Genomic DNA, 25720 nt, shown 5'->3' on the forward strand with positions numbered 1-25720 from the left:
AATATCTTAGGACGTTGGCAGGGCCCTTCACCGCATACCGGGTGTCAGGAAATGCTATTTCTTGAGTGCAGAGGAGACCGCTTCCACGTTATCCGCCATCCACTGAATGTAGTCCTTACCGTCAGGAAGCGTCTCGGTGAAGTTGACCACCGGCACGCCGGCGGCTTCCGCGGCCCGTTTGACGGCTTCAGTCTGGGGCCCTTCGGTCTGCTCGTTGTACGCCAGGAAGCGCACGGATTTGGCGCTGACCAAGTCAGTGGTTTCCTTCAAGACAGCGGCCGGGACATCCGTTTCCTCTTCAATGGCAGCGCTGTAAGCCTCCGGAGTCTTGTTTTCCAGGCCGGCTGCCTCCAAGAGGTACAAGGGCACGGGTTCAGTAACAGCTACCGGCGCGTGGTCGTTTTCGGCCTTGACGGCATCAAGCTTTCCGGTGAGGTCAGCGAGTTTGGTTTTGAAGGCTTCGGCATTGGCAGTGAATGTCGCGGCCGATCCCGCATCAAGGCTGCCGAGCTTGGCAGCGACTGCATCGGCGAGCTTGCCCATGGTATCCAGGCTGTACCAGACGTGCTCGTTGAACTCGCCGTGGTTATGCGTGTGGCCTTCTTCGCTGTGGGATTCCTCGCTGTGGGCTTCTTCTTCCGGGGCGAGCCCGGAGATTTCCACGGCGCTGATCATGTTCTCGTGGCCGACCTTGGTCTCATCAGCAATTTTATGGAGGAACTCGTCATAGCCTCCACCGTTCTCCACCACGAGCTTGGCCTTGGAAATGACCAGCTTGTCCTGAGCACTCGCCTCGTAGGAGTGCGGGTCCTGGCTGGTCTTGGTGATGATGGCGTTCACCTTGACCCTGTCCCCGCCAATCGCCTTCACGACGTCACCGTAGACATTCGTCGAGGTGACAACCTCAATGCCACCTGACGACGACGGATCGCTTGCCCCTGCTGTCCCAGCGCAGGAAGAAAGAAGCAGGGCGGCAAGGGCTGCGGAAGCGGCCATGGACAGGCGGGCGGCGGAACGACGCACGAGAACCTCGGATCTACTCAAAATGAGAATCAAACACAATTGCTGGCAGATTCGAGTGTATCTCTAAATGGGAATGATTCCTATTTAGACAAGACCGGCGCCGATCTGATGCGATCGGCGCCGGATTGTTCCGTGGTGCTACTTGACCTGTTGATCTCCATAACGGCGGATGCCCGTCGCCTGCGTGGCGTCGCGGATCTCACCAACCAACTGTTCAATAACGTCCTCCAGGAAGAGGACACCTTGGGTCTCACCGCCGGCGCCGATGACACGGGCCAGGTGCGAGCCCGTCCGTTGCATGACGGACATGGCCTGCTCGATTTCGTCGTCCGGTGCAAGGTTGGCAAAGGAACGGATGCGCCCCTCGGCGATGGGATGCCTTCTGCCCTCGTCCGGGATGGACAGGATGTCCTTCACGTGCAGGTAGCCGGCAAGTTCGCCGTCGTCGTCCACCATGGGAAAACGGGAGAATCCCGTGCGGCTGACCGCCTTTTCCAGGTCTACTGGAGTAGAGGCAGTCTTGAGCACCACCAATTTGTCCAAGGGAACCATGATGTGCGAAGCCGTGTGCTCGGAGAACTCCAGTGCACCGCTCAACAAACCGGTTTCGTCGTCCACCAAACCATGGCGCGTGGACTCCTGGACGATCGACTGCACTTCCTCCAGCGTGAACGAGGAGGATACCTCGTCCTTGGGCTCGATCTTCATCAGCCGAAGGATGTGGTTGGCCAACCAGTTCAGCGTCCAGATGATCGGGTTCACCAAGCGTGCAATGAACATCAACGGGGGCGCCAACAACAGTGCGGCCTTGTCGGCCACCGAAACCGAGATGTTCTTGGGAACCATCTCGCCAAACGTGACATGCAGGAACGTGACGAACAGCAAGGCGATCGCAAAGGCGATGATGTCCGCCAATTCAACCGGAACGCCAACCAGCTCAAGGGGCTCAGCCAACAAGTGATGGATGGCCGGCTCGGCAACCTGAAGGATCAACAGGGAACAGACGGTGATACCCAGTTGTGCACAGGCAAGCATCAACGACACGTTTTCCATGGCGCGCAGGGTTGTCTGCGCGCGCTTTGATCCCGCTTCAGCCAAGGGCTCGATCTGGCTGCGGCGTGCAGACATGACGGCAAACTCGGCGCCGACGAAGAAGGCGTTGCCGATCAGGAGAACGACGAGCCAGACAATTCCTACCCAGTCACTCATACGGCACCCGCTTCGTGACGCGGATTTTCTGCGTTCTCCTGGGTGTGATCCGCTTCCACATGATGGAAGCAAATCCGGTCGATCCTTCGGCCGTCCATCCTGGTCACCGTAAGCGTCCCGCCTACCGTTTCCACGACGTCCCCCGTCCTGGCTATGCGACCAAGCTGGCTCATGACATAGCCGCCCACAGTCTCGTAGGCGGACTCGTCGGGGACCGTGAGGTTGGGTATCTGCTCGGAAACTTCATCCGGCCGCAAGAGTCCCGGGAAGTACCAGTCGCCGGACGCGCTCTGCAGCACTCCCGGGCGGACTTTGTCGTGCTCGTCGGCGACCTCACCGACGATCTCTTCCACCAGGTCCTCAAGGGTGGTGATTCCTGCGGTTCCGCCGTACTCGTCCAGCACGACGGCCAACTGCAGGTTGCCCTCGCGCAACTCGGAAAGCAGCGCATCCAGGTGAATGGTTTCGGGAACCTGCAGGACATCGGTCATGATCGCGCCGGCCTCCAGCTTGGCCCGGCGTTCGGCCGGGACAGCAACAGCTTTCTTGACGTGCACCACGCCGCGGATATCGTCCGTGGAATCACCAATAATGGGGAACCGCGAATATCCGGTGCGCCGTGCGGCGTCGAGGATGTCGGATACAGGCTGGTCCGCGTCGATCGTTTCCATGCGGATACGTGGTGTCATGACATCTGCTGCCGTGCGCCCGGAAAAGTTCAGGGTGCGGGCAACAAAATTAGCGGTCCCGGCGTCCAAAGTCCCCAGCTCAGCGGAGCGCCTCACCAGGGAAGCCAGCTCTGCGGGGGTCCTTGCCCCGGAGATCTCTTCCTTGGCTTCAAGGCCGAACAGATTCAGCACCTTGTTCGAGAACCCATTAAGAACCACGATGGCCGGCTTGAAAACGGCCGTGAACATCAGCTGGGGCCGGGCCAGGCGTTTGCCCAAAGGGAACGCAAGGGCGATGGCCATGTTCTTGGGAACCAATTCGCCGATCAGCATCGACAAGAGGGTGGCGACAGCCATCGCCAGGATCAAGGCCACCGAATGCGCAGCATCCGGGCTAAGCCCCAGGGACGCAAGCGGTCCCCCAAGAAGTTGCCCCAAGGAGGGCTCCATGACGAAGCCGGTCAGCAGCGTGGTCAGGGTAATCCCGAGCTGGCAACTGGAGAGCTGTGTGGACAGTGACTTGAGGCACTTCAGCAGTGGGGCGGCAGCATGATCGCCGTTATCAACCGCACGCTGAACGCTCGATTGGTCCAAAGCAACCAGGGAAAACTCAACTGCTACAAAGAAGCCGGTACCCAGGATCAAGGCAAAGCCGGCGAGGAGAAGAATCCATTCCACTTAGCGCATCACTCCATGAGTGGGCGTGTGCAATGGGGAGGGCGCCTTCAGCGGGGGGATTCGCCCCGGCGGAGGCTGGTCGGGTCCCGCGGACGCATGGTCCGAGGAACCACCGGCTGTGAGCGCCGGCGCGTGATGGGCATGTGAACGGGTATTGCCGGCTCGACGGGCACGCTGTGCGGAGTTGCCAGATTGGCTCCCCCGACAGTTCCCAGGCCGGCACCTAGATTTACTGTCCATAAGAGTTTCAGTCTACAGTCCACCCCCCGGGCACCTCCAACAGCAGGCCTGACTCCGCGACAAAAAAGAAGTGTCACCCCACTAAGTCAGCCGCAACATGATTTAGGTCACCACTATTGGCAGTTAACCAACGATCCTAACTAGACTGTCAGGGGTCTGAGTTCGCGGGACCCGGACCCTGTCCCATCGTTGCGGAAAAGCAACTTTGGCCAGCGGGAAAACAACACTCATGGAAGAGGCGTATTTCAAGTGCCAGAGCAGCCCAGCCACCGTCTACCAGAGGAATTTGGCGGAAACGAGTGGCTCGTTGACGAACTGTACGAGCGGTACCAACAGGACAAGAATTCGGTCGACACCAAGTGGTGGCCGCTCTTTGAATCCTTTGCTTCTGCTGACGGCACTTCTTCCAACGGAACCTCCGCAGCTCCCTCAGCTGCCAATCCACCCACCCAAGTACTTCCCGTGGTAGCCCCGGCTGCAGCGGCTCCGGCACCGGCGCCGGCCGCTCCTGCCGCTGCCGCGGAACCGGCTGCACCGGCGGCACCCGCCCCGGCAAAGAAAGCACCGGCCACCGTAGCCCGGGACGGAGCAAAGAAGCCCGCAGCCGGAACCACCGCCCAGCCCATTCCTGCGCAGCTGCCCAAGAGCACCAAGGCGCCCACGGCACCTGAGGAAGATGTGGTTTCCGTCCTCCGGGGCCCGGCCAAGGCCATCGCCACCAACATGGTGACAAGCCTGGAAGTACCTACCGCCACGAGTGTCCGGGCAGTTCCCGCCAAGCTGCTCATCGACAACCGGGTGGTCATCAACTCCAACCTTGCCCGTGCCCGCGGTGGCAAGGTCTCCTTTACGCACCTCATCGGCTACGCCGTTGTCCGTGCGTTGTCCCAGTTCCCGTCGATGAACGTCTACTACGACGAAATTGATGGCAAGCCCAGTGCTGTGCAGCCCGCACACGTCAACTTCGGCATCGCCATTGACATGCCCAAGCCCGATGGCACACGCCTCCTGATGGTTCCCAACATCAAGAAGGCCGAGACCATGGACTTTGCTGAGTTCTGGCACACCTATGAGGACCTGATCAAGCGCGCCCGTAACGGCAAGCTGACGGCAGACGACCACGCCGGTACCACGGTCTCGTTGACCAACCCCGGTGGCATCGGCACCGTGCACTCCGTGCCTCGCCTCTCCAAGGGCCAGGCCGCCATCATCGGCGTCGGTGCCCTTGACTACCCCGCAGAGTTCCAGGGCGCCAGCGAGAAGATCCTCGCCCAGAACGCCATCAGCAAGATCCTCACGCTGACGTCCACCTATGACCACCGGGTCATCCAGGGCGCCGGCAGCGGCGAGTTCCTCAAGCTTGTCCATCAGCTCCTGCTCGGTGCGCAGAACTTCTATGACGAAATCTTTGAAGCCCTGCGCATTCCCTACGAGCCTGTCCGCTGGAGCCCGGACCTCCAAGTGGACCCTGCCGACGAGATCAACAAGGTTGCCCGCATCCAGCAGCTGATCCACTCCTACCGCGTGCGCGGCCACCTGATGGCGGACACCGATCCCCTGGAGTACGTCCAGCGCAAGCACCCGGACCTTGACGTCCTCACCTACGGCCTCACCCTGTGGGACCTGGACCGCGAATGGCCCACCGGCGGGTTCGGCGGCAAGCCGCAGCTTAAGTTCCGCGACATCCTCGGGGTCTTGCGTGACGCATACTGCCGCACCACGGGCATTGAGTACATGCACATCCAGGAACCTGCAGAACGCAAGTGGTTCCAGGACCAGCTGGAGCACCCCTACTCCAAGCCGAGCCGTGAAGAGCAGCTGCGCATCGTTTCCAAGCTCAACGCCGCAGAAGCTTTCGAAACGTTCCTGCAGACCAAGTTCGTTGGCCAGAAGCGCTTCTCGCTGGAGGGCGGCGAGTCACTGATTCCGTTGCTCGACGCCGTTATCTCGGATGCTGCGGACGACGGTCTGGACGAAGTTGCCATCGGCATGGCCCACCGCGGCCGCCTCAACGTGCTGACCAACATCGCCGGCAAGACCTACGCACAGGTCTTCCGCGAATTCGAAGGCACCCAGGACCCTCGCTCCGTGCAGGGCTCCGGTGACGTCAAGTACCACCTCGGCACCGAAGGTACCTTCACCTCGGACAACGGCAAGCAGACCAAGGTCTACCTCGCCGCCAACCCGTCCCACCTCGAGGCTGTGGACTCCGTCCTAGAGGGCATCGTCCGGGCCAAGCAGGACAGGCTGGATCAGGGCGAGTCGTTCCCCGTCCTGCCCATCATGGTCCACGGTGACGCCGCGTTCGCCGGCCAGGGTGTTGTGGCTGAAACCCTCAACCTCTCGCAGCTGCGTGGCTACCGCACCGGCGGCACTATCCACGTGATCGTCAACAACCAGGTTGGCTTCACCACGGCGCCGTCGTCATCGCGTTCGTCCACGTACTCCACGGACGTTGCCAAGATGATCCAGGCACCGGTGTTCCACGTGAACGGCGACGACCCCGAGGCCGTAGTGCGTGTTGCACAGCTCGCCTACGAGTTCCGTCAGCGTTTCCACAAGGACGTTGTCATCGACATGGTCTGCTACCGCCGTCGCGGCCACAACGAGGGCGACGACCCCTCGATGACGCAGCCGCTCATGTACAACCTGATTGAAGCCAAGCGCTCCGTCCGCAAGCTGTACACCGAGTCACTCATCGGCCGTGGAGATATCACCGAGGAAGAAGCAGAGCAGTTGCTCCGCGACTACCAGGAGCGCCTCGAGCGCGTCTTCGCTGAGACGCACGCAGCGCAGACCTCGCCGATCCCGATCATCACGGCGGATTCCGCAGCTGTCTCGGACATCGAGCGCCCCATCGCCCAGCAGGCCGACTTCGGGACCAACTCCCCGGCGTCCACTGCCATTTCCACGGAGACCCTTGCCCGGATCGGCAAGGCACACCTGGAAATTCCGGACGGCTTCACCGTCCACTCCAAGCTCAAGCAGCTCTTGGAGAAGCGCGAGCAGATGTCCCGTGAAGGCGGCATCGACTGGGGCTTCGGCGAGATCGCGGCCTTTGGCTCGCTGATCATGGAGGGCGTACCAGTCCGGTTGGCCGGACAGGACTCCCGCCGCGGAACGTTCGTGCAGCGTCACGCCGTCTTCCACGACCGAGCCAACGGCAACGAGTGGCTGCCGCTGGGCAACCTGTCCGATGATCAGGCCAAGCTGTGGATCTACGACTCCCTGCTGTCCGAATACGCAGCCATGGGCTTCGAATACGGATACTCGGTGGAGCGCCCGGATGCCTTGGTCCTGTGGGAAGCGCAGTTCGGTGACTTCGTCAACGGCGCCCAGACCATCATTGACGAGTTCATTTCCTCGGCTGAGCAAAAGTGGGGCCAGCGCTCGTCGCTGGTACTCATGCTTCCGCACGGATATGAAGGCCAGGGACCGGACCACTCTTCTGCACGCATTGAGCGCTTCCTGCAGATGTGCGCCGAGGACAACATGATCGTGGCCAACCCCACCACCGCGGCCTCGCACTTCCACCTGTTGCGACGCCAGGCCTACAGCCGTCCGCGCAAGCCGTTGATCATCTTCACGCCGAAGCAGCTGCTCCGCCTCAAGGGCGCCGCATCCGCCGTCGAAGACTTCACCACTGGTGGCTTCCGGCCGGTCATTGCCGACCCGGAAGTTCAGCCTGCCAACGTGGACCGCGTCATCCTGGTCTCGGGCCGGTTGTACTACGACCTCCTGTCCAACCGGCAGAAGTCCGGCGATACCTCCACTGCCATCATCCGCGTTGAGCAGCTGTACCCGCTGCCCAAGGCTGAGATTGACGCAGAGTTGGCCAAGTACCCGAACGCTGACATCGTTTGGGCGCAGGACGAACCCGCCAACCAGGGTCCGTGGCCGTTCATGGGCCTGAACCTGGCTCCGGAGCTTGACCGCAAGCTCCGGCTGGTCTCGCGTCCGGCATCTGCCTCCACGGCTGCCGGTTCCATGAAGCGCCACGCCGCTGAGCAGGATGCCCTGATCAAGCAGGCGTTCGAACGCAAGTAAGCGAAACTGCCCGGCCTGAAGAGCGAATGCGCCCCTCAGGCCGGGCAGTTCTGTTTAATGGGACAGGTATCCGGTTGCAGAACCGGCCGATGATCCGGCAAACCGTGCAAGGACCGTAACGAGTGTGAAGAGGTAACCGTGGAAGACAGGAAGCTGCGAATCGCAGCTGTAGGAGATGAACTGCTCGCGGGCCTGGGGGATCCCCGCGCCTTGGGTTGGCTCGGACGAGTGCTGGCCCGCACGCCCCAGGACGCCGTCGTAGTGGAGAGTTTCCCGCTCCCCTGCCCCATGGAAGGCACGGAGGGCTTGGCAGCCCGATGGCAGGACGAAGCGGGAAGGCGCTTCAGCGACACCCATGAGAATCGTCTGGTGATCGGGCTTTCAGGCCGCGATCTGGAGTTCGGCCTCTCCACGGCCCGCAGCCGCTTGAACCTGGCCAACATTCTCGACGGTGCCTCGCACAGCAGTGTGGAGGTCTTCGTGGTGGGACCGCCGCCCACGCTGGACCCGGCACGGAACAAACGGCTCGCAGAACTCAACACAGCCTTTGCCGATGTCACCACGCGACGCAACCACCACTACGTTGACACGTTCTCTCCCTTGCTCAATCATGAGCAGTGGAGGACGGACCTCGCAGCCAATGGGGGAACACCGGGCCAGGCCGGCTACGGATTAATTGCGTGGCTCGTCCTGCACCGCGGCTGGTTCCAATGGCTTAATATCGCTCAACCGGAGTAGCCATGACGCGGAAGATGCAGGTTTCTGTCAGAGCAGCATTCACAGTGGTCACCGCCGCGGCCCTGGCAGCCACAGTCTCCTGCAGTTCCGGTCCGCCTGCTCCATCAACGGCGTCATCAACAACGTCATCATCAGCGGCATCGGCGTCAGCGCCCGCCGCGACACCATCATCCACGTCACCTCCGGCGTCTGGAGCGCTGCAGCCTTTCGATGCTGCGACACTCCGTGCGGAATTCGAACGCACAGCAAAAGAACTTCTGGTGCCAGGTGCCATGGTGCTGTTGCAGACTCCCGGTGGATCACTGACTGCGTCCTACGGCACTGGGAGCCGGGGTACTGACCGTGCGGTATCTGCCGAGGACCACATCCGGGTGGGTTCGGTCACCAAGACCTGGACCACCACCGTGGTCCTGCAATTGGTGCAGGAAGGCAAACTTGCACTGGATGATCCCGTCTCCAAGTACCGTCCCGACGTCCCCAATGGAGACGCAATCACCCTTGAACAAATGCTGACCATGCGGAGTGGCCTGTTCAACTACACCGAAACACTCGAGCTCAACACAGGCATGGACCAGGATCCGCAAAAAGTCTGGCAGCCGGAAGAACTCCTTGCCTTGGCATTCGCGCACCCACCGTATTTCGCCCCGGGGCAGGGATTTCACTACTCCAACACAAATACCGTTCTTCTGGGCCTGATCTCCGAAAAAGTCGAAGGCAAGCCCCTTGCAACCCTTTTCAGGGAGCGAATTTTCGAGCCACTTGGATTGACGGGGACGGTCTTTCCCGAGCTTTCGTCCAACGCCATTCCGGAGCCCCATCCCCGCGGCTATTTCTATGGGGACAACGTCTTGACCATGACCAATCCGGCCCTCCCCGAGGAAATGCAGAAGGAAGCAACTGCCGGCGCCCTGGCACCGAACGATGTCACTGACGGTAATCCGTCCTGGGCATGGGCTGCAGGATCAGGCATCTCCACAGCCGCAGATTTGAAGATTTTGGGCGAGGCCCTCGTCAACGGAAAGCTCCTGAAGCCCGAACTCCAGCAGAAGCGGCTTGACAGCGTCACCCCCACCAATCCGGACAATCCCGCCGGAGCTTCTTATGGTTTGGGCATTGCCAAGTTCGGCAATTTGTACGGGCACACCGGCGAGTTGCCAGGCTTCAATACCTTTATGGGAAACGACCCCGTCAACTCCGTCACCTTGGTGGTGTGGACCAACCTGGCCCCCGCTGCCGACGGGCGGGACCCTGCTACCACCATTGCGCGCACGTTGATTGGCAAGGTGTACCGACCGGCCGCCTGACTTTCCGCAGGCCATTGATTCCTGGCCATTCGCGATATATCGTGATTTCATCAAACGCGATATATCGCAATCTGGAGGGATCATGTCTGAGGAACTATGGACCGTGACAGGTCCGCAAACCATTGATGTGGACGACGTCCGCTCTCTCAAGCTGGGAATCGTCAAAGGCCGTTTTGACGTCATGACGCACGACCAGCCTTCTGTCCGCATTGAAATCAGCGAAATCACCGGAGACCCCCTCACTGTGACGCTCGTGGACGGCCGCTTGGAAGTTCGCCACCAGCTGCAAGGGCCGCAAGGATGGTTCCGCAACCTGATGGGCACCGTCAACAACACCAGCACCAACTCGGTGGTTGTCGGGATCGCCCTTCCACCCGGTGTGGATGTCGAGGCTGGAACAGTCAGCGGCGACGGCCTGGTGTCCGGGATCAGCGGCCGCACCCGCCTGAGCACCGTCTCAGGCTCCGTTATGGCAGATGGAACCTGCGGCGAACTGCACGTGAACACCGTCAGCGGCGAGGTCATCGCCAGAAACCACGACGGCGTCCTGACCGCCAAGAGCGTCTCGGGCGAGGTGACCGCTTCGGGCAAGTTCAAGAACGTCCGGGCCAGCACTGTCAGCGGTGACCTCAGTTTCGATCTCCAGGACTATACAAACGACCTTGGGGCGAATTCGGTCTCCGGCGACCTGACCATCAGGCTTCCCCACGACGTCGGCCTGGACATTGTTGCCAAGTCGGCCAGTGGAACCGTAGTGATCGACGACCAGATGTATGCCCAGCCCGGCAGCAACGTGCACACGATTGTAGGCCCGGACGAAAAGCTCATGCTGGTGCGCACCAACACGGTTTCCGGCAAGACCTACATCATGCACGGGTCAGCGCCGGCAACAGACAGCAACCACCAGGTCCCCGGGGAAGCGGGGCTCTGATGCCTCCCGTCTTTGCACACGGCGCCCTGCGCCTGTACTTGCTCGCGTTGCTCGAAACGGGGCCCAAGCACGGCTACGAATTGATCAAGGCCCTGGGCGACAGGTTTGGCGGCACGTACTCCCCCAGCGCAGGCACCATCTATCCGCGCCTGGGCAAGCTGGAAGAAGAGGGCTTGGTGGCCACCGAAACCGAGGGCCGCCGCACCAAGTACTTCATCACCGACGCAGGCCGCGCCGAACTGGATGGCCGCAGGGACGAGTTGGCCGACGTCGAAAACACCATTTCTGCCTCCGTCAGGCGGCTTGCCGACAACTTGCGTGAAGACATCCGGACCAACATGCGGGGTCTGCGGGCGGACCTCGCCGCCACTGCTGAAGCGGCGCGCACCACCGCAACCTCAGCACCCTTCCGGAGCCGGTCCGGCGGCTACACCCCTGAGGGCCAGCGGCTGGTGAAAGAAGCCGAGCTGATGGTCCAGTCATTCAGGGACGATATCCGGGTAGAGCTGCGTCTGCACAGTGCCTCACAACCGCTGACGCCTTTGGCACTGGAAACAGTGCGTACGGTACTTGACCAGGCGCGCATCTCGATCAGGAATTCACTGCGGAATTGACGTGGGGTTGGCTTCTGCCGGCGCAACACCGTTCCCGGTTCGCGACCCGGCACCCGGATGTGCGAAACTGGAGGGCAGCTCTATTGAGTATCAATCATTGAAGGAGGCCAGCTATGAGCAAGCGTGCACGTAAGCGTCGTGACCGTAAGCGCGGCGGCGCGAACCACGGCAAGCGTCCCAACACCTAAGCCAGCGGCTTAGTGTCACAGGCTTAAGAGCGAGGGCCCCGGAAACCATGAGGTTTCCGGGGCCCTTGGCGTTTGTGTACCCTGCGATCAGGCTTCTACCGGCTTGATGGAGTGAATCCTGTCCAGAATCGAGTTCTTAAGGTTCTCCGGTGCTGACTCGGTGCACGACCGCTTGACCATGGTACGGATGAGGCACTCGAGGTCATACTGCTCGGAGCACTCCTCGCAGGTGTCCAGGTGCTGCTTGATCTCGCTGAGGTCCTCGCGGGTCAACGCGCCGTCGAGGTACTCGTAGATCCGCTGCATTCGCGTATCGTCGCAATCGCCCAATCCCTGGCAGTCGCTCATTTCTCTTTCTCCTGATTGTTGCTTCCGGCCGCGGCCTGGTCTTCGGTTTGGGCCCTGAAGCCCCGTTCGGTGGCGTAGTCCGCCAGCATGTCCCGCAGCATCTTCCTGCCGCGGTGCAACCGTGACATGACCGTGCCGATGGGAGTGTTCATGATTTCTGATATCTGCTTGTACGCGTAGCCCTCGACGTCCGCGAAGTAGACAGCCAGCCGGAATTCCTCCGGAATGGATTGCAGTGCGTTTTTGACATCGGAGTCGGGCAGGTGGTCCAACGCCTCAGTTTCCGCGGACCTCAACCCCGCAGAAGTGTGCGACTCAGCCTTGGCCAACTGCCAATCCTCGATCGTGTCCGAGTTGGACTGCAGCGGCTCACGCTGCCGCTTCCGGTAGAGGTTGATATAGGTGTTGGTCAGGATGCGGTACAGCCATGCCTTGAGGTTGGTCCCCGGCTTGTACTGGTGGAAAGCCGAAAATGCCTTGGTGTAGGCCTCCTGAACCAGGTCCTCCGCATCCGAAGGGTTTCGCGCCATCCTCATGGCTGCCGAATACAGCTGATCCACATATTGCATGGCGTCGCGCTCGAAGCGCGCCCGCCGCTGCTCAGGAGTCTCCGAAGCGACGTCGACGTCGGGTGCGGCCACTGCGTCTTCCGCGCCGGCCGCCTGGTACATGGCCGCTGCGGCCGGTTCCGTGGTGCTCATCGTTGCCAAGTCTACTGTCAGCTGCGGGGAATCCGGCTGTGTCCCATACCCGCGCTCCGGTAGAACCACACGGTCCTTAACCAAAGTCAAGAAATCAACTCCGTTCACCAAGGCGGCAACACCTTTGCCGCAGTCCGGTCTCCACCGCACCACTAGTTCACAACGGCCGCCGCTGGGTAATTATTCCGCAAAGGTGCAAGACTAGAGCAGACTGCACCCCTTGAACACAACACCTGAACACAAAACCATTGACATAGTGTGGCAAGCCATCCAGGAGGCAAGACATGTCTGTTATCCGTTTTCTCGCGCGGCCCATGCTCGCGTCCAGCTTCGTCGTCGCAGGTCTTGACAAGCTCAGGAACGCGGACGACACCGCCAAGCAGCTCTCTCCCGTCCTTCGACGGGCTTCGGAGTCCCTGCCTTTCACCACCGATGAGAAGACCCTCGCGCGCCTCCTCGGAGGTGCCCAGCTGGGGGCCGGCGCATTGCTTGGGCTCGGGAAGCTCACCCGTTTTGCCGCAACGGTGCTGGCTGTGACGTCGGCGTTGAACTCCTACGTTGAATGGCGTTCAGCGGACATCAGCACCAAAGAAGGGCGGAGCGCACGCAAGGCCCAGCTGCTGAAGAACATCTCGCTGACCGGCGGGGTCCTTCTTGCCTCGGTTGATACCGACGGACGCCCGAGCATTGCCTGGCGTGCGGAGCACTTGGCTGCCGACGCCAAAAAGGTGACGGGCAAGCAAATCAAGCGGGCAGACAAAGCAGTACGCAAGGCCGTAGACAACGCAGTTGGAGCATAAGGAAGCATGACAGGTACCACCGCCGCAAACACCGGATCAACCACAGCCGCAGAGCTGCCTCTCTGGCCGGCACCCTACGCCAAAGGGCCCGTGGACGCCACGGTGACGGTACCTGGTTCAAAGTCGCTGACCAACCGGTTCCTCGTGTTGGCGGCTTTGGCGGATGGTCCCTCGCGGCTGCGGGCTCCTCTGCATTCCCGTGATTCCGCGCTCATGATCCAGGCTTTGCGGCAGTTGGGTGCCACCGTCACGGAAGTCCCTGGCGACGGCGACTACGGCCCTGACCTTGAGATCACCCCGATGGATCCCGCTGCCCCAAGCGCCGGAACAGCCATTGACTGCGGCCTCGCCGGCACCGTCATGCGGTTCGTTCCTCCGCTGGCGGCCTTGCGCAAGGGAGCTACCGTCTTCGACGGCGATCCCCACGCCCGCAACAGGCCCATGGGCACCATCATCGAGGCGTTGACCGCCCTCGGAGTCCCCGTGGCAGCCGAAGGCGGCAGGACGCCGTCGGCCCTTCCCTTCACAGTGGACGGCACCGGCGAGGTCCGGGGCGGCCACTTAGTGATCGATGCCAGCGCGTCATCGCAGTTCGTGTCCGCGCTGCTGCTGGTCGGCGCCCGTTTCACCGAAGGCCTCCACCTGGAGCACGTCGGCAAGCCCGTACCCAGCCTGGACCACATCACCATGACCGTGGCGGTCCTCCGCAGCGTGGGCGTCAGTGTGGATGACTCAGTACCCAACCACTGGCGGGTCTCCCCGGGACCCATCAACGCCTTTGACCAGAGGATCGAGCAGGACCTTTCCAACGCCGGTCCCTTCCTGGCCGCGGCCCTGGCGACACAGGGCACGGTACGGGTCACCAATTGGCCGGCCGGCACCACCCAGGTTGGCGATATGTGGCGGACCATCCTCGCCACCATGGGAGCCAGCGTCACCATGGAAGACGGGACCCTCACTGTCACCGGTGGACCGGTCATCAAGGGCGCCGACTTCGACGAAACCAGCGAACTCGCACCCACCGTTGCCGCCTTGTGCGCCCTGGCCGCCGGCCCCTCGCGGCTGACGGGGATTGCCCATCTCCGAGGCCACGAAACAGACCGGCTCGCGGCACTCGTTGCCGAAATCAACTCCCTGGGCGGTGACGCCGAAGAGACCGCCGATGGCCTCATCATCCGCCCCGCGGCACTGCACGCCGGCGTGGTCCACAGCTACGCCGACCACCGCATGGCCACTGCCGGCGCCATCCTGGGCCTCGCCGTGGAAGGCGTCAGGGTGGAAGACATTGCCACCACCTCCAAGACCATGCCGGAGTTCCCGGAAATGTGGGCTCGAATGGTGGAAACCATCTCCAGCGCGGATGGGGCCAAGAACTGACCATGGGCCGTGATGCACGCTCCTGGGATGAATCCGACGTCCGGATCCGACCCAACAAAAAAGGTTCCAGGCCACGGACCAAGGACAGACCCAGCCACGACGACGCCGTGATCGGCCGGATCATCACCGTGGACCGCGGACGCTACAGGGCGATTGTGGACGAGGACTCCGCGAACGCACGCGTCGTCATCGCTGCGCGCGCCCGCGAACTGCGGCGGAACCCGGTAGTACCCGGGGACTTCGTCGCGTTGGTGGGGGACGTCTCCGGCTCGCCGGACACGCTCGCGCGGCTGGTCCGGGTGGAAGAACGACGAACCCTCCTGCGGCGCAGTGCTGACGACACCGACCCCATCGAACGGGTGGTAGTGGCCAACGCCCACCAATTGGTCATTGTTGTTGCAGCCGCCAACCCCGAACCGCGCACCGGATTCATCGACCGTGCCTTGGTGGCAGCCTACGACGCCGGCATTGAGCCGCTGCTGCTCATCACCAAGGCGGACGTCAGGGATCCGGCGGAATTGCTTGCCAACTACCTCAGCCTGGACTTCCCGGTGATCATCAGCCGCACGGCAGACTCCGAAGCAGGCGGCATCGACGCCCGCTCCGATGACGGCCTGTCAGCACGGCTGGACAAGGACGCCGTTGCCCAATTGCGCTCCCACCTCGGGGGCAAGGTCACCGTGATGCTCGGCCACTCGGGCGTGGGCAAGTCCACCATGGTCAATGCGCTGACAGGGGCGGAGCGGGCCACCGGCGGCGTTAACGCTGTGACAGGACGTGGACGGCATACGTCCTCCTCCGCTTTGGCCCTGAAGCTCGCCGACGCGCCGGCCGGCAGCTGGATCATCGATACCCCCGGTATCCGGTCCTTTGGCCTTGCCCATGTGGACCCGGACCGGATTCTGCACTCGTTTCCGGATCTTGAGCCCGGGACGGAGGCCTGTGAGCGGGGCTGCAAGCACGACGCCACTGCCATCAACTGCGGGCTGGATCCGTGGGTGAACGACGGCCATGCAGGACCGTCAGGGGTAGCGCGGTTGGCCTCATTGCGCCGTTTGCTCGGTGCCGACCCCCGACTGGAAGCAAAAGAGACCAAGGAACTGGGCACGGTCAACTGATCGTTGCGGCTTCACGTCCCCGCTGCAGCGCGCGTTTCAGGATAGTTTGGTGGCATGACCCATCCCGTTTCCACCTACAACGATGACCTGCGCCTTGCCCACGTCCTCGCTGATTCTGTCGATGCCCAGACCATGGACCGCTTCAAGGCTCTGGACCTGAAGATCGAAACCAAGCCAGACCTCACACCTGTCACCGACGCAGACAAAGCAGCGGAGGAGGCCATCCGGGGTCAGCTCTCCCGTTCCCGTCCCCGGGACGCTGTCCTTGGCGAGGAGTTTGGCAGCAGCGGACACGGCTCACGCCGTTGGATCATTGATCCCATCGATGGGACCAAGAACTTCGTCAGGGGCGTGCCGGTGTGGGCAACATTGATCGCACTGGTTGATGAGGGCGAACCCGTGGTCGGCGTCGTCAGTGCACCCGCCTTGGGCAAACGCTGGTGGGCTGCCAAGGACATGGGTGCCTACATGGGCCGGTCCCTTGCCGCTGCCACCCGGTTGAAGGTCTCCAACGTTTCCCAGTTGTCCGATGCCTCCTTGTCCTACTCAAGCCTGTCCGGGTGGAAGGAACGCGGGAACCTGGACGAGTTCCTGGGGCTTACCGAGGATGTCTGGCGAACCCGGGCCTACGGCGATTTCTGGTCATACTGCCTGGTGGCCGAGGGCGCAGTGGACATCGCGTGCGAGCCTGAGCTGAACCTGTACGACATGGCAGCTCTCGTCCCGATCGTCACGGAGGCCGGTGGCCGCTTCACTTCCCTGGAAGGCGACGACGGTCCGTTCGGCGGCAACGCGCTGGCCACCAACTCCATCCTTCACTCGGAAGTCCTCAAACGGCTCAACCCAGGCCTGGACGACCTCCTCTAGCGCAGGTTCCCTTTACGGTTCACAAGCTGCTTTTCAGCGAATATTCGACGGCGGAAGCCTCCTTTTGGAGGCCTCCGCCGTTTTTTCTTCGCCAAACCGGCGATTTACAACCCGGCGTAACAAAGTGCTTAACAAAGCGAAGTGACTTTGGAGGGGCCGCTGGAGGTGCCCTAACCTTTTTTACAGGTCACGAGTGCCAGCGCTAAACCCCGGTTTGCTGGCCGGCAACCCTCCATTCGCGGTGGGGTGCCCCGGGTGACGACCCGGCCGGTCCGGAACGGATGCGGCAAGCGCGGATCCCCCTATGGGGGTCCCTCTTGAGTGAGGTCCCATGAGCACAGTCACGTTCGATTCAAACATCATTCCGTCCTTTGCCGGCGAAACCCCGTCACAGGCAGCTGCAGCAGCACGGCCACTCGCCGCCGTCACTGGCGCTGAGCTGCAGGCACCCCTGATCCAGGGCGGCCACGTCCGCTATGCCAATCTGGACTACGGAGCATCGGCTCCGGCCCTGACCATCGTCTCGGCCTACCTCAACGAGGTCCTCCCTTACTACGCCAGCGTTCACCGCGGCGCGGGCTTTGCCTCCCAGATCAGCACGTCGGTCTACGAGAATTCGCGCAACATTGTCCGTGAGTTCGTCGGTGGGCGTCCTGACGATTCCGTGATTTTTACGCGAAACACCACAGACTCCCTGAACCTACTGGCTGGCTGCCTGCCGCAGATCGACGGCCGCTTCTCCGGGGAAGTCCTGTACCTGGACATCGAACACCACGCCAACCTTCTTCCCTGGCAGGGTGTCCCGCACCGCAGCGTCGTGGCGGCCTCCACCTTGGCCGCCACAGTGGACAAGCTTCGCGACGAATTGGCCCAAGGCGGGGTCAGCCTGCTCGCCGTCACGGGTGCCTCCAACGTGACAGGTGAAATCCTGCCGATCGCCGAACTCGCAGCACTTGCGCACGAATACGGCGCCAGGATCGTAGTCGATGCCGCACAGCTGGCACCTCACCGCCGGATCAACATCACGGAGGCCGATGTTGACTACGTCGTGTTCTCCGGCCACAAGCTCTATGCTCCCTTCGGCGCAGGCGTCGTAGTGGGCCGCCCGGACTGGCTCGACGCCGGGACTCCCCACCTGGCTGGTGGCGGCGCCGTCCGTGAAGCCCGCCTGGACTCCGTGAGCTGGGCAACGGGCCCTGCCCGCCATGAAGGCGGGTCCCCCAATGTCCTGGGTGCCGCAACCCTCGCCCGCGCCACGCAGGTCCTCGCCGGGTTGGACCAAGACGCGTGGCACACCCACGAAGCCGCCATCCGCACGTACCTGGTGGACGGCCTGGAAGCCATCGACGGCGTGACTGTGCACCAGATCTTCACTGACTCCGACGACACCATTGGTGTGGTCAATTTCTCCGTGGAAGGATTCGACGCCGGATTGGTGGCCGCTTATCTGGCCGCCGAGCACGGAGTTGGCCTCCGGGATGGACGCTTCTGCGCCCACCCACTGCTCAAGCGACTCGGACTTCCCTCCGGGTCCTTGCGTGCCAGCTTTGGCGTCGGCTCCCGGTTGGAGGACGCCACGAGGCTGCTCGCAGGCATCGAAGGGCTCAAGCGCAACGGACTGGGCTGGGACTACGTGGTGGACGAGGGCCGCTGGGTACCTGCCAACGACCACCGAAGCTACCCGGAGTGGGCTCCCAACACCCCCGGCACAGCAGGCGCTGCTCCCTGCACCGTTGACTAAGCGCGGTTTACCCCGGCTGCGGTAAATTCGTAGGGTATCTTTCAGCGACCCTGTGAAGGAGTTTTGGTGGCATTGCGTTCTCCGGCCGCCCCCAGCGGACAGCCCGGCATTCCCGGTCCTGCCGGACCACGTGGTCCCAAGCTCCACGCTGACCGTCGCCACGAGTTCGGCCAGAGCTTCCAAGACGGCGGAGAGCATTACGATCGCGTTCGGCCCGGATATCCCCTGGACTCCGTGGAATGGCTGGTTCCCCAAGGAGCCACCGCCGCTGCGGATCTGGGAGCCGGCACTGGCAAGTTCACTGCGCTCCTCGTGGAGCGCGGGCTGGACGTTACCGCCGTCGACCCTTCCACCGACATGCTGGAGCAACTGCGGAAGTCCCATCCACACGTCCGCGCATTGGAGGGAACGGCCGAAGCAACGGGACTGACGGACTCAGCATTCGACGTCGTCAGTGTTGCCCAGGCCTGGCATTGGTGCGATCCCCTTGCCGCGAGCTCCGAGATAGCCCGTATCCTGCGGCCGCACGGGACCTTGGGACTGGTCTGGAACCAGTTGGACACCGATGTGCCCTGGGTTCATCGGCTCTCGCGCATCATGCATGCAGGGGACGTCCACAAGCCCGGGTTCCGTCCACTTATCGGACCGGAATTTGCCGGCTTGGAGAGCCACTTCACCCGGTGGGCGGACGACGCGACGCCGGAAGACATCATGGAGCTCACTAAGTCACGGAGCTACTATCTCCGCGCCAACCACGCCACCCGGGCGAAGGTCATGGGCAACCTGGAGTGGTACCTCTACGAGCACCTCGGGCACGCACCGGGAGAGACCGTTCCGCTGCCCTACGTGACGCAGACCTGGCGGGCGTTCAAGATGCGCCCTGTGCAGCCACGGTAGGCTTGGGGTGTGAAGACCAGTACGCCCTCCTCCTCGATAGAGGACTACGTCAAGGTCATCTACTCGTATACAGAGTGGCAAGACAAGCCGATAACGTCCTCCCAGCTTGCCCAGCGCCTGGGTGTAGCCAATTCCTCCGTGTCAGAAATGGTCCGCAAGCTCAAGGACCAGGGGTTGGTGGACCACCAGCCCTACAGCGCCATTCGCTTGACCGCGGCGGGTATGCGCCTGGCCCTTGCCATGGTGCGCCGGCATCGCCTCATTGAGACCTATCTGGTGGAAGAACTCGGGTACAGCTGGGATGAGGTCCATGATGAAGCCGAGATGCTGGAGCATGCGGTGTCAGATACCTTTATCGAGCGGATGTCCGACAAACTTGGCCACCCGGTCAGGGACCCGCACGGCGATCCGATTCCCTCCGCGGATGGCTCCGTTGAACTGCCGCACGCCTACCGCATGATCGAACTGGACCAAGGACACTCCGGCCGTATCACCAGGATCAGCGACGAGAACCCCGATCTCCTCAGGTACCTTGCAGCGGAAGAGATCACCCTCGACGCCCCCGTTGAAGTGGTCGGACGTAAACCGTTCGGCGGAGCACTGGTGGTGCGGATTGGAAACGGCGCCACAGGCCGCGAGTTCGATCTCGCCGACGAAGTCACGTCCGCACTCTGGGTCCAGAGCGCCGAAGCCCACGAAGGCTGCGTCCTTCCCGCCCGCTGACCCAACCCCGGCGAGAGCTCAGCCGGGCTACCCGGCTGCCCCGCCGTCGCCGGACGCTGCATCCGGTTCGCTGTCGGCGGCAGCTGCCGCCCCCTTGGGAGGATTCCTGATCCCGACGGCGGAAGCTGCTGCCCCGGTCAGGAACAGTGCCGCCGTGACCAACAGGGCGTTGTACAAACCTTCACGGCTGAAGACCGGTCCCACGATCAGCCCCGCGAAGGCAATGGTGATCAGGCCGGCGATGCGGGCTACGGCGTTGTTCACCGCCGAACCGATCCCCGCTTCCTCGGGCGGGACCGCACCAAGAATAGCGGCCGTCAGGGGCGCTACAAGGGTCGCCAATCCCAAACCGAAGACGATCTGTCCCGGCAGTACCTGGGTCCAATAATTCAGCGGCTCCTGGACCGACAACGACATCAGGAAGCCCACACCACACAGCAGCGGTCCCACGGTCATGAACCATCTGGGCCCGTACTTCCCTGCAAGGCCACCAAAATATGAGGCACAGAGCATGAGGATAACGGTGCCAGGCAGCAGGGCGATGCCCGCCATGGTGGCCGCCATGCCCCCAACTTGCTGCAAATAGATTCCCAAAACGAAGAAGCCTAGGGAAATTCCCCCGTAAATGGCCAGTGTTGCCAGGTTGCCCCACCCGAAGTTGCGGATCGCGAAGAGCCTGAGTGGCAGCATTGGCTCGGCAGTCCTGGCCTCATGGATCAGGAAAAGAGCCATGGCCGCGATGCCGGCCACCAGAGGCAACCACACCTGCACGCTCCCCCAGCCCATGCGGCCCTGTTCGATGAACGCAAAAACGGGACCGCCGAGGCCCACCATGGCCAGGACGGCCCCGAGGTAGTCGATGCGTTTGCTCTTGTCCCTCGAGGCATCGGATGCCCGGAGGCCTGCCAACATGGGCCAAATGGCAACGGCGGGAATGACATTGATGAAGAAGATGACACGCCAGGAGAGCAGGTCCACAGCCATGCCGCCAATCAACGGACCCACGATGGCCGCAGCGCTGGTCCAGCCGGACCACTGGCCGATGGCTTTGGATTGGGCCGGGCCGGTGAACGAGGTAATAATCATGGCCAGCGAACTCGGGACCAGGAGGGCCCCGGCAATGCCCTGCAGTGCCCGCGACACCACCAGGACTTCGCCGCTCCACGCCAGCCCGCACAAGACCGAGGTCACAGCGAAACCCGCAAGGCCCCATTCCAGGATTCGCGCCCTCCCGAAATGGTCGGATAAGGAGCCGGCCACCAGGATCAATGCACCCAATGTCAGCAGGTACGCGTCTACTACCCACTGCTGGATGACCAGGCCGCCACCAAGTTCCCTCCCGATGGCAGGCAGTGCGAGATTGACCACAAAACCATCAAGGATGGCGATGAACGACGCCACGATGGCCACCACCAGCACGCGTTTCTGGAGCGGAGTACTCGGCAGAAGCGCGGCAGCGTCAGTCATGAGCACAGCCTACGCCCGTGAAGTCCCGTATCGTTGAGTGGTGATCAGCAGACGTGATGCCGCATTGGCCCTTGATATTTCGATGGAAATGGCACAGCGCCACGGTATTCCGTCCAGGCTTTCCGAGGCCGAACTCCGCGAAATGCAGGACAACCCCCCGGCTTGGTTGGTGCAGTCGCGCGCCAACCGCACCGGCAAACGCCCCGTCTGGGTCCATCTGACCTGCGCTGTGTGCGGCTATTCCGAGGCCATTCGGCCCAAAAAGTGGTGGCCGGACTTTTCCTTCGTCTACTGCGGTACCCACCGGAACAGTGACCTCCCCAAGCTCTTCCTCGGGGAAGTACGCAGCGAATACGAAGGGGTCGGCAGCCGCTTCGTGGGCGTCGTCGATGTTCCGGAGAGCAAAGCCTAGTCTCGGTTCACGGCTGGACCATCTCTGAGGGCACCGCAAGAATTTGCACGGATTTCCCTTCCCTGAGCACTGTCAACGGGAAGGGTTGGCCAATGGCTTCTTCGAACAGCAACTTCTGCAGGCTCTCGGCACTGGACACAGCCCGCCCCTGCGCCCGGAGCACGACGTCCCCCGGTTGAAGCCCGGACAGCTCCGCTGGAGACCGGGGAATCACCTCTACCACCCGCAGGCCTTCCTTCTGCCCAGTCCGTACAACGGCACTGGCATCCAGTGGGATTGGCGTGCTCACCAAACCCAAATATGCGCGGTGTACCCGGCCATCCCTCAGCAGGGACGCGATGATGCGCTGTGTGGTGGTGTTGATGGGCACTGCCAAACCCAGGCCCAGTCCTGCTACCGCAGTATTAATGCCCACGATGCGTCCGCGGGTATCGGCCAACGCTCCGCCGGAATTCCCAGGATTCAGCGCAGCGTCCGTTTGGATGACATCCTCGATGACCCGTCGATGCTCGCCCGCTTTGACGGGAATGGACCTGCCCAACCCACTGACTACGCCCGCAGTCACCGAGCCAGCCAGTCCCAGCGGATTCCCCACGGCGATCACCAACTGGCCCACCTTCAGGGTTTCGGCATTGCCCAACACTGCCGGGGGCGGTGCCGACTTCACGCCACGGACCACGGCGAGGTCGGATAAAGGATCCGCGCCCACCAACTCCACGTCCGTCTGCCTGCCATCAGCGAACACAGCCCTGCCCGACTGTATGCCAGCCACCACGTGGGCGTTCGTCAGCATGTATCCATCGCCGGTGAAGACCACAGCCGAGCCACTGCCCCTGCGGATCTGCCCCCTCCGGCCGGTGCTGGTCATCTCGATGGCGGCAACGTGGGGTGTCACGAATTCCGCAACCCGGACCACGATCTTCGAGTAGGCGTCCAGGGCCTCCTCGTCGTCCTCAGGTTCCTGCAGTTCGAACTCCGGCTCAGTGCTCATCACATGCCTCCTGCCAGTGCTCCGCCGTGTTTGCCGCTTATACAGTTCAACTGCCAATCCTTGGCTGGTAGTCCTCCGGACGGTACGCCGTGGGTGAACGCGGACGTCTTCTGCCGTTGTGCGTCCGGGCATGAAAAAACCCCCGGATCACAAGGATCCAGGGGCTTTCCGTGGGTGGAGATGGGGGGAATTGAACCCCCGTCCGATGTCGTTTTGTCAGGGCTTCTCCGGGCGCAGTTCGCGTCGGATTTTCTCGGCCCCAGCCATCCTGCGAACAGGTGGCTGATCCGGGCCCAGTCATCTAAGAGTCCCGTTTACCTCAATGACGAAGGCAAACAGCAGTGGCTATCTAAATGACGCCAGGAACCGGGGCGATAGCAACCCCGGGCTGACGGACTGTCTTACTGCTTAGGCAGCGAGAGCGAAGTCAGTGCGCTTAGATTCGGCACTTATTGGTTTGCAGACAGCGTTTACGAGATAATTCTGCATCCTCGGCCCGCTTCACCTGTCGCGACTAACATCGTCGAAACCGATCATCCCCGTATTTTGTTACCAATCCCGAAAGGATCATCGACTACGTCGAATTCCCTTCGGACTACTCATCATAACGCATTCATCCGGTGGAACATTCCACGGCCCGGTGGGCGTGGCGCTACCGGCGGTTGCGTTCCCGCAACTCACGCAGCGATTCACGCTTGTCCTGCTGCTCACGCAGCGTTTGGCGCTTGTCGTAATCCTTCTTGCCTCGGGCAATGGCGATTTCCACTTTGGCGCGGCCGTCCAGGAAGTACAACTGGAGCGGCACCACGGTAAAGCCGGACTCACGGATCTTCTGCGAGATTTTGTCCAGTTCATCGCGATGAAGCAAGAGCTTACGACGCCGGCGCGCGGCGTGGTTGGTCCAGCTCCCTTGGTGATACTCAGGGATGTGGATACCTTCCATCCACAGCTCGTCGTTGTAGAAGGTGCAGAAGCCGTCCACCATGGAGGCATGGCCCTCACGGAGGGACTTCACTTCTGTTCCCATGAGGGCGATGCCGGCCTCATAGGTGTCCAGGACATGGTAGTTATGCCGGGCCTTCCGATTGGTGGCCACTACCTTACGGCCACTTTCCTTGGGCACGGTAGAACTCCTTGTTAGATGCGGATTTCAACTAGTGTACGCCAGCGCCGGGGGCCTCCCGCGCACTGCGCCACACACTAGAGAAGGTTCATGGGATCCACAGCCGAACCGTTCAACCACGTTTCGAAGTGCGCGTGGCAACCGGTCGAGTTACCGGTGCTTCCCGAGTACGCGATGAGTTGGCCGGCCGAGACGCGTTGACCGTTCGACACCACGATGCTGCTGTTGTGGTAGTAGATGGTGGTCAACGAGTTGCCCTGGACCACACCATGGGACAGCTTCACACGCCATCCACCACCGTCTGCTGAGTTCCATCCTGAGTTGAAGACCTCCCCTGCGGCCGCCGCGTAGACGGGTGTGCCACAGGCGGCGCCGAAGTCGATGCCGGTGTGCATGTAGCCACCCGTGCCGTAGAAGTCGATGGTCCCCGGGGGCGTTGCGCGCCAGCCGAAGCCGGAGGTAATGGGAACATAGCTGGCAAAGGGGTGACGCAGCCCGAAGGCGGACGGAGAACCAGCTGCCGGGGGAACATACGGCTGCTCTGGTGGCGCCGGCCGGCCCTGGGCCGCAGCCGCGGCGGCTGCGGCTGCGGCAGCCTCTTCAGCAAGGCGGCGCTGCTCCGCTTCCCAGGCTTCCCTGAGTTTCCGGTCGCGCTCCACGATTTCAGCGGCCACAGTGTTCTGCTCGGCCTTCACCCGGGCCAGGTTGGCTTCGATACCCGGTTTGGCGGCCTGAAGCTGCCCGTTCAGGCGAGTGGTGTCTTCAATCAGCTTGTCGACTTCAGCTTTCTTGTTCGCAGCCTCGTCCCTGGCCGACTTCTCCCGGTCAAGCGCAGCGTCTGCTTTCGCCTTGAGGTCCTGGATCTCTTCCTCGACGGCGACGAGCCGCGCCTGGGAATTCACGTTCGTGGCGTTCTGCTGGGTCAGCTTGGTCATGGCAGCGTTCTGGCTGCGCATGGCCTGGTCCGCCAGGTCCATGGACTCAGTCAGGTTGCCCGACTCACTGGACCCGAACAAAAGAGCGATATTGGTGGGAACGCCACCGGACTTGTAAGCCTGGGAGGCGATCTGACCGATCAATTTCTTGGTATCAGTGATTTTCTGCTTATCACTTTCCAACTGCTCGGTGATCTTGGCTTTGTTTTGCTGGGCAAGCTCCACCCTGGCCGCCAAGGCTTCAACTTCCTTGACCGCACTCGCCACCCGGCCCTGCGCCTCAAGCAATGCCTGCTGGGCGCCGGGAAGGCGGCCCTGGTAGATCACCAGGTCGCCGGCAGCTTTGGCGATGTTGGCATCGACGAACTCAAGGGACGCCTGAACCCTGGCCGCTTCAGCCTCAAGTGCGGCTTGCTGGTCTTCAAGGTTGTCGGCCTGGGCAGCAGGAGCGCCCGACAGGAGGCTGACGGCCAGACCCACAGCAATCACGGCACCCATGATCCGAGCATTGCCCGACGCAAAGCGCCGGCGCAGGGAGTTCGGGTCCAACGCGGTCATCAGGAGTCCTTTTCGATTGTCA

General features: G+C 62.2%; 24 protein-coding genes, 1 other RNA gene and 1 riboswitch. Of the genes, 14 read left to right on the forward strand and 11 right to left on the reverse strand.

All coding sequences use genetic code 11. The annotated features are described in order from the left end of the window. Positions 1 to 54 precede the first annotated feature (54 nt). From RQH14_RS07500 to RQH14_RS07510, 3 genes are all read right to left on the reverse strand, one after another. Complete coding sequence (locus RQH14_RS07500; RefSeq protein WP_311212689.1) at positions 55 to 1056, reverse strand: metal ABC transporter solute-binding protein, Zn/Mn family; 1002 nt, start codon at positions 1054 to 1056, stop codon at positions 55 to 57. 105 nt (positions 1057 to 1161) lie between these two features. Then, the gene (locus tag RQH14_RS07505) at positions 1162 to 2232 is read right to left on the reverse strand and encodes a hemolysin family protein (protein ID WP_311212690.1); all 1071 of its coding nucleotides are present in this window, start codon (positions 2230 to 2232) and stop codon (positions 1162 to 1164) included. Beyond that, complete coding sequence (locus tag RQH14_RS07510; RefSeq protein ID WP_311212691.1) at positions 2229 to 3578, reverse strand: hemolysin family protein; 1350 nt, start codon at positions 3576 to 3578, stop codon at positions 2229 to 2231. Before RQH14_RS07510 ends, RQH14_RS07505 begins: the two co-directional genes overlap by 4 nt. Positions 3579 to 4067: 489 nt before the next feature. Here RQH14_RS07510 and RQH14_RS07515 point away from each other — a divergent pair, with 489 nt between their 5' ends. Beyond that, positions 4068 to 7865: a multifunctional oxoglutarate decarboxylase/oxoglutarate dehydrogenase thiamine pyrophosphate-binding subunit/dihydrolipoyllysine-residue succinyltransferase subunit gene (locus RQH14_RS07515; protein WP_311212692.1), complete on the forward strand. Its 3798-nt coding sequence runs from the start codon at positions 4068 to 4070 to the stop codon at positions 7863 to 7865. A 138-nt stretch (positions 7866 to 8003) separates the two neighbouring features. Beyond that, positions 8004 to 8603: a GDSL-type esterase/lipase family protein gene (locus RQH14_RS07520; protein WP_207593932.1), complete on the forward strand. Its 600-nt coding sequence runs from the start codon at positions 8004 to 8006 to the stop codon at positions 8601 to 8603. On the opposite strand, the gene RQH14_RS07525 is transcribed toward RQH14_RS07520, so the two are convergent. After that, positions 8581 to 8778 carry a hypothetical protein gene (locus tag RQH14_RS07525; protein WP_311212876.1) on the reverse strand — a complete coding sequence of 66 codons (198 nt, stop codon included), beginning with the start codon at positions 8776 to 8778 and terminating at the stop codon, positions 8581 to 8583. The genes RQH14_RS07520 and RQH14_RS07525 overlap by 23 nt on opposite strands. Positions 8779 to 8800: 22 nt before the next feature. Here RQH14_RS07525 and RQH14_RS07530 point away from each other — a divergent pair, with 22 nt between their 5' ends. The 4 genes from RQH14_RS07530 to RQH14_RS23145 all read left to right on the forward strand — a co-directional run bounded on the left by RQH14_RS07530 (position 8801) and on the right by RQH14_RS23145 (position 11640). Continuing rightward, positions 8801 to 9907 (forward strand): serine hydrolase domain-containing protein, encoded by a 1107-nt coding sequence (locus RQH14_RS07530; protein WP_311212870.1) that lies wholly within the window; start codon positions 8801 to 8803, stop codon positions 9905 to 9907. Positions 9908 to 9989: 82 nt separating this feature from the next. After that, a complete protein-coding gene (locus RQH14_RS07535) occupies positions 9990 to 10838 on the forward strand; it encodes a DUF4097 family beta strand repeat-containing protein (RefSeq protein WP_311212693.1) in 849 nt (282 codons plus the stop codon). Then, positions 10838 to 11452, forward strand: a complete 615-nt coding sequence (locus RQH14_RS07540; protein ID WP_311212694.1) for a PadR family transcriptional regulator — start codon at positions 10838 to 10840, stop codon at positions 11450 to 11452. The genes RQH14_RS07535 and RQH14_RS07540 overlap by 1 nt, the downstream gene beginning before the upstream one ends. A 113-nt stretch (positions 11453 to 11565) precedes the next feature. Continuing rightward, entirely contained in the window at positions 11566 to 11640 is a 75-nt protein-coding gene (locus RQH14_RS23145; protein ID WP_369299106.1) for a 50S ribosomal protein bL37, read from the forward strand. Between the two features lie 87 nt (positions 11641 to 11727). On the opposite strand, the gene rsrA is transcribed toward RQH14_RS23145, so the two are convergent. Next, complete coding sequence (gene rsrA, locus RQH14_RS07545; RefSeq protein WP_089595572.1) at positions 11728 to 11988, reverse strand: mycothiol system anti-sigma-R factor; 261 nt, start codon at positions 11986 to 11988, stop codon at positions 11728 to 11730. Continuing rightward, entirely contained in the window at positions 11985 to 12779 is a 795-nt protein-coding gene (locus tag RQH14_RS07550) for a sigma-70 family RNA polymerase sigma factor (RefSeq protein ID WP_396136322.1), read from the reverse strand. Before RQH14_RS07550 ends, rsrA begins: the two co-directional genes overlap by 4 nt. 194 nt (positions 12780 to 12973) lie before the next feature. On the opposite strand from RQH14_RS07550, the gene RQH14_RS07555 reads away from it, so the two are divergent. The 7 genes from RQH14_RS07555 (at position 12974) to RQH14_RS07585 (ending at position 20212) form a co-directional block, all read left to right on the forward strand. After that, the gene (locus RQH14_RS07555) at positions 12974 to 13489 is read left to right on the forward strand and encodes a DoxX family membrane protein (RefSeq protein ID WP_311212696.1); all 516 of its coding nucleotides are present in this window, start codon (positions 12974 to 12976) and stop codon (positions 13487 to 13489) included. A 6-nt stretch (positions 13490 to 13495) separates the two neighbouring features. After that, positions 13496 to 14866, forward strand: a complete 1371-nt coding sequence (gene aroA / locus RQH14_RS07560) for a 3-phosphoshikimate 1-carboxyvinyltransferase (RefSeq protein ID WP_311212697.1) — start codon at positions 13496 to 13498, stop codon at positions 14864 to 14866. 2 nt (positions 14867 to 14868) lie between these two features. After that, on the forward strand, positions 14869 to 15984 hold the full coding sequence (locus tag RQH14_RS07565) for a ribosome small subunit-dependent GTPase A (protein ID WP_311212698.1): 1116 nt from the start codon (positions 14869 to 14871) through the stop codon (positions 15982 to 15984). Positions 15985 to 16038: 54 nt separating this feature from the next. Continuing rightward, complete coding sequence (hisN, locus tag RQH14_RS07570) at positions 16039 to 16851, forward strand: histidinol-phosphatase (RefSeq protein WP_311212699.1); 813 nt, start codon at positions 16039 to 16041, stop codon at positions 16849 to 16851. A gap of 185 nt (positions 16852 to 17036) precedes the next feature. After that, positions 17037 to 17150, forward strand: a riboswitch (SAM riboswitch). A gap of 32 nt (positions 17151 to 17182) precedes the next feature. Further along, positions 17183 to 18592 (forward strand): aminotransferase class V-fold PLP-dependent enzyme, encoded by a 1410-nt coding sequence (locus RQH14_RS07575; RefSeq protein ID WP_311212700.1) that lies wholly within the window; start codon positions 17183 to 17185, stop codon positions 18590 to 18592. A gap of 72 nt (positions 18593 to 18664) precedes the next feature. After that, the gene (locus RQH14_RS07580; RefSeq protein ID WP_311212871.1) at positions 18665 to 19489 is read left to right on the forward strand and encodes a class I SAM-dependent methyltransferase; all 825 of its coding nucleotides are present in this window, start codon (positions 18665 to 18667) and stop codon (positions 19487 to 19489) included. A gap of 9 nt (positions 19490 to 19498) precedes the next feature. Continuing rightward, positions 19499 to 20212: a metal-dependent transcriptional regulator gene (locus RQH14_RS07585; protein ID WP_311212701.1), complete on the forward strand. Its 714-nt coding sequence runs from the start codon at positions 19499 to 19501 to the stop codon at positions 20210 to 20212. Between the two features lie 27 nt (positions 20213 to 20239). On the opposite strand, the gene RQH14_RS07590 is transcribed toward RQH14_RS07585, so the two are convergent. Then, entirely contained in the window at positions 20240 to 21685 is a 1446-nt protein-coding gene (locus RQH14_RS07590) for an MFS transporter (protein WP_396136323.1), read from the reverse strand. Between the two features lie 76 nt (positions 21686 to 21761). On the opposite strand from RQH14_RS07590, the gene RQH14_RS07595 reads away from it, so the two are divergent. Continuing rightward, on the forward strand, positions 21762 to 22091 hold the full coding sequence (locus tag RQH14_RS07595; protein ID WP_311212872.1) for a hypothetical protein: 330 nt from the start codon (positions 21762 to 21764) through the stop codon (positions 22089 to 22091). Between the two features lie 7 nt (positions 22092 to 22098). Here the strand turns inward: RQH14_RS07595 and RQH14_RS07600 are convergent, their stop codons facing one another. The 4 genes from RQH14_RS07600 to RQH14_RS07615 all read right to left on the reverse strand — a co-directional run bounded on the left by RQH14_RS07600 (position 22099) and on the right by RQH14_RS07615 (position 25698). Then, a complete protein-coding gene (locus RQH14_RS07600; protein WP_311212703.1) occupies positions 22099 to 23082 on the reverse strand; it encodes a trypsin-like peptidase domain-containing protein in 984 nt (327 codons plus the stop codon). Positions 23083 to 23254: 172 nt separating this feature from the next. Beyond that, positions 23255 to 23623: a transfer-messenger RNA gene (gene ssrA, locus RQH14_RS07605) on the reverse strand. A 111-nt stretch (positions 23624 to 23734) separates the two neighbouring features. Continuing rightward, entirely contained in the window at positions 23735 to 24205 is a 471-nt protein-coding gene (smpB, locus tag RQH14_RS07610; protein ID WP_017198498.1) for an SsrA-binding protein SmpB, read from the reverse strand. Positions 24206 to 24282: 77 nt separating this feature from the next. Beyond that, positions 24283 to 25698, reverse strand: a complete 1416-nt coding sequence (locus RQH14_RS07615; RefSeq protein ID WP_311212704.1) for a peptidoglycan DD-metalloendopeptidase family protein — start codon at positions 25696 to 25698, stop codon at positions 24283 to 24285. Positions 25699 to 25720 lie beyond the last annotated feature (22 nt).

Source organism: Arthrobacter sp. WCS2018Hpa-7, assembly GCF_031843805.1.
Classification (GTDB): Bacteria; Actinomycetota; Actinomycetes; order Actinomycetales; family Micrococcaceae; genus Arthrobacter.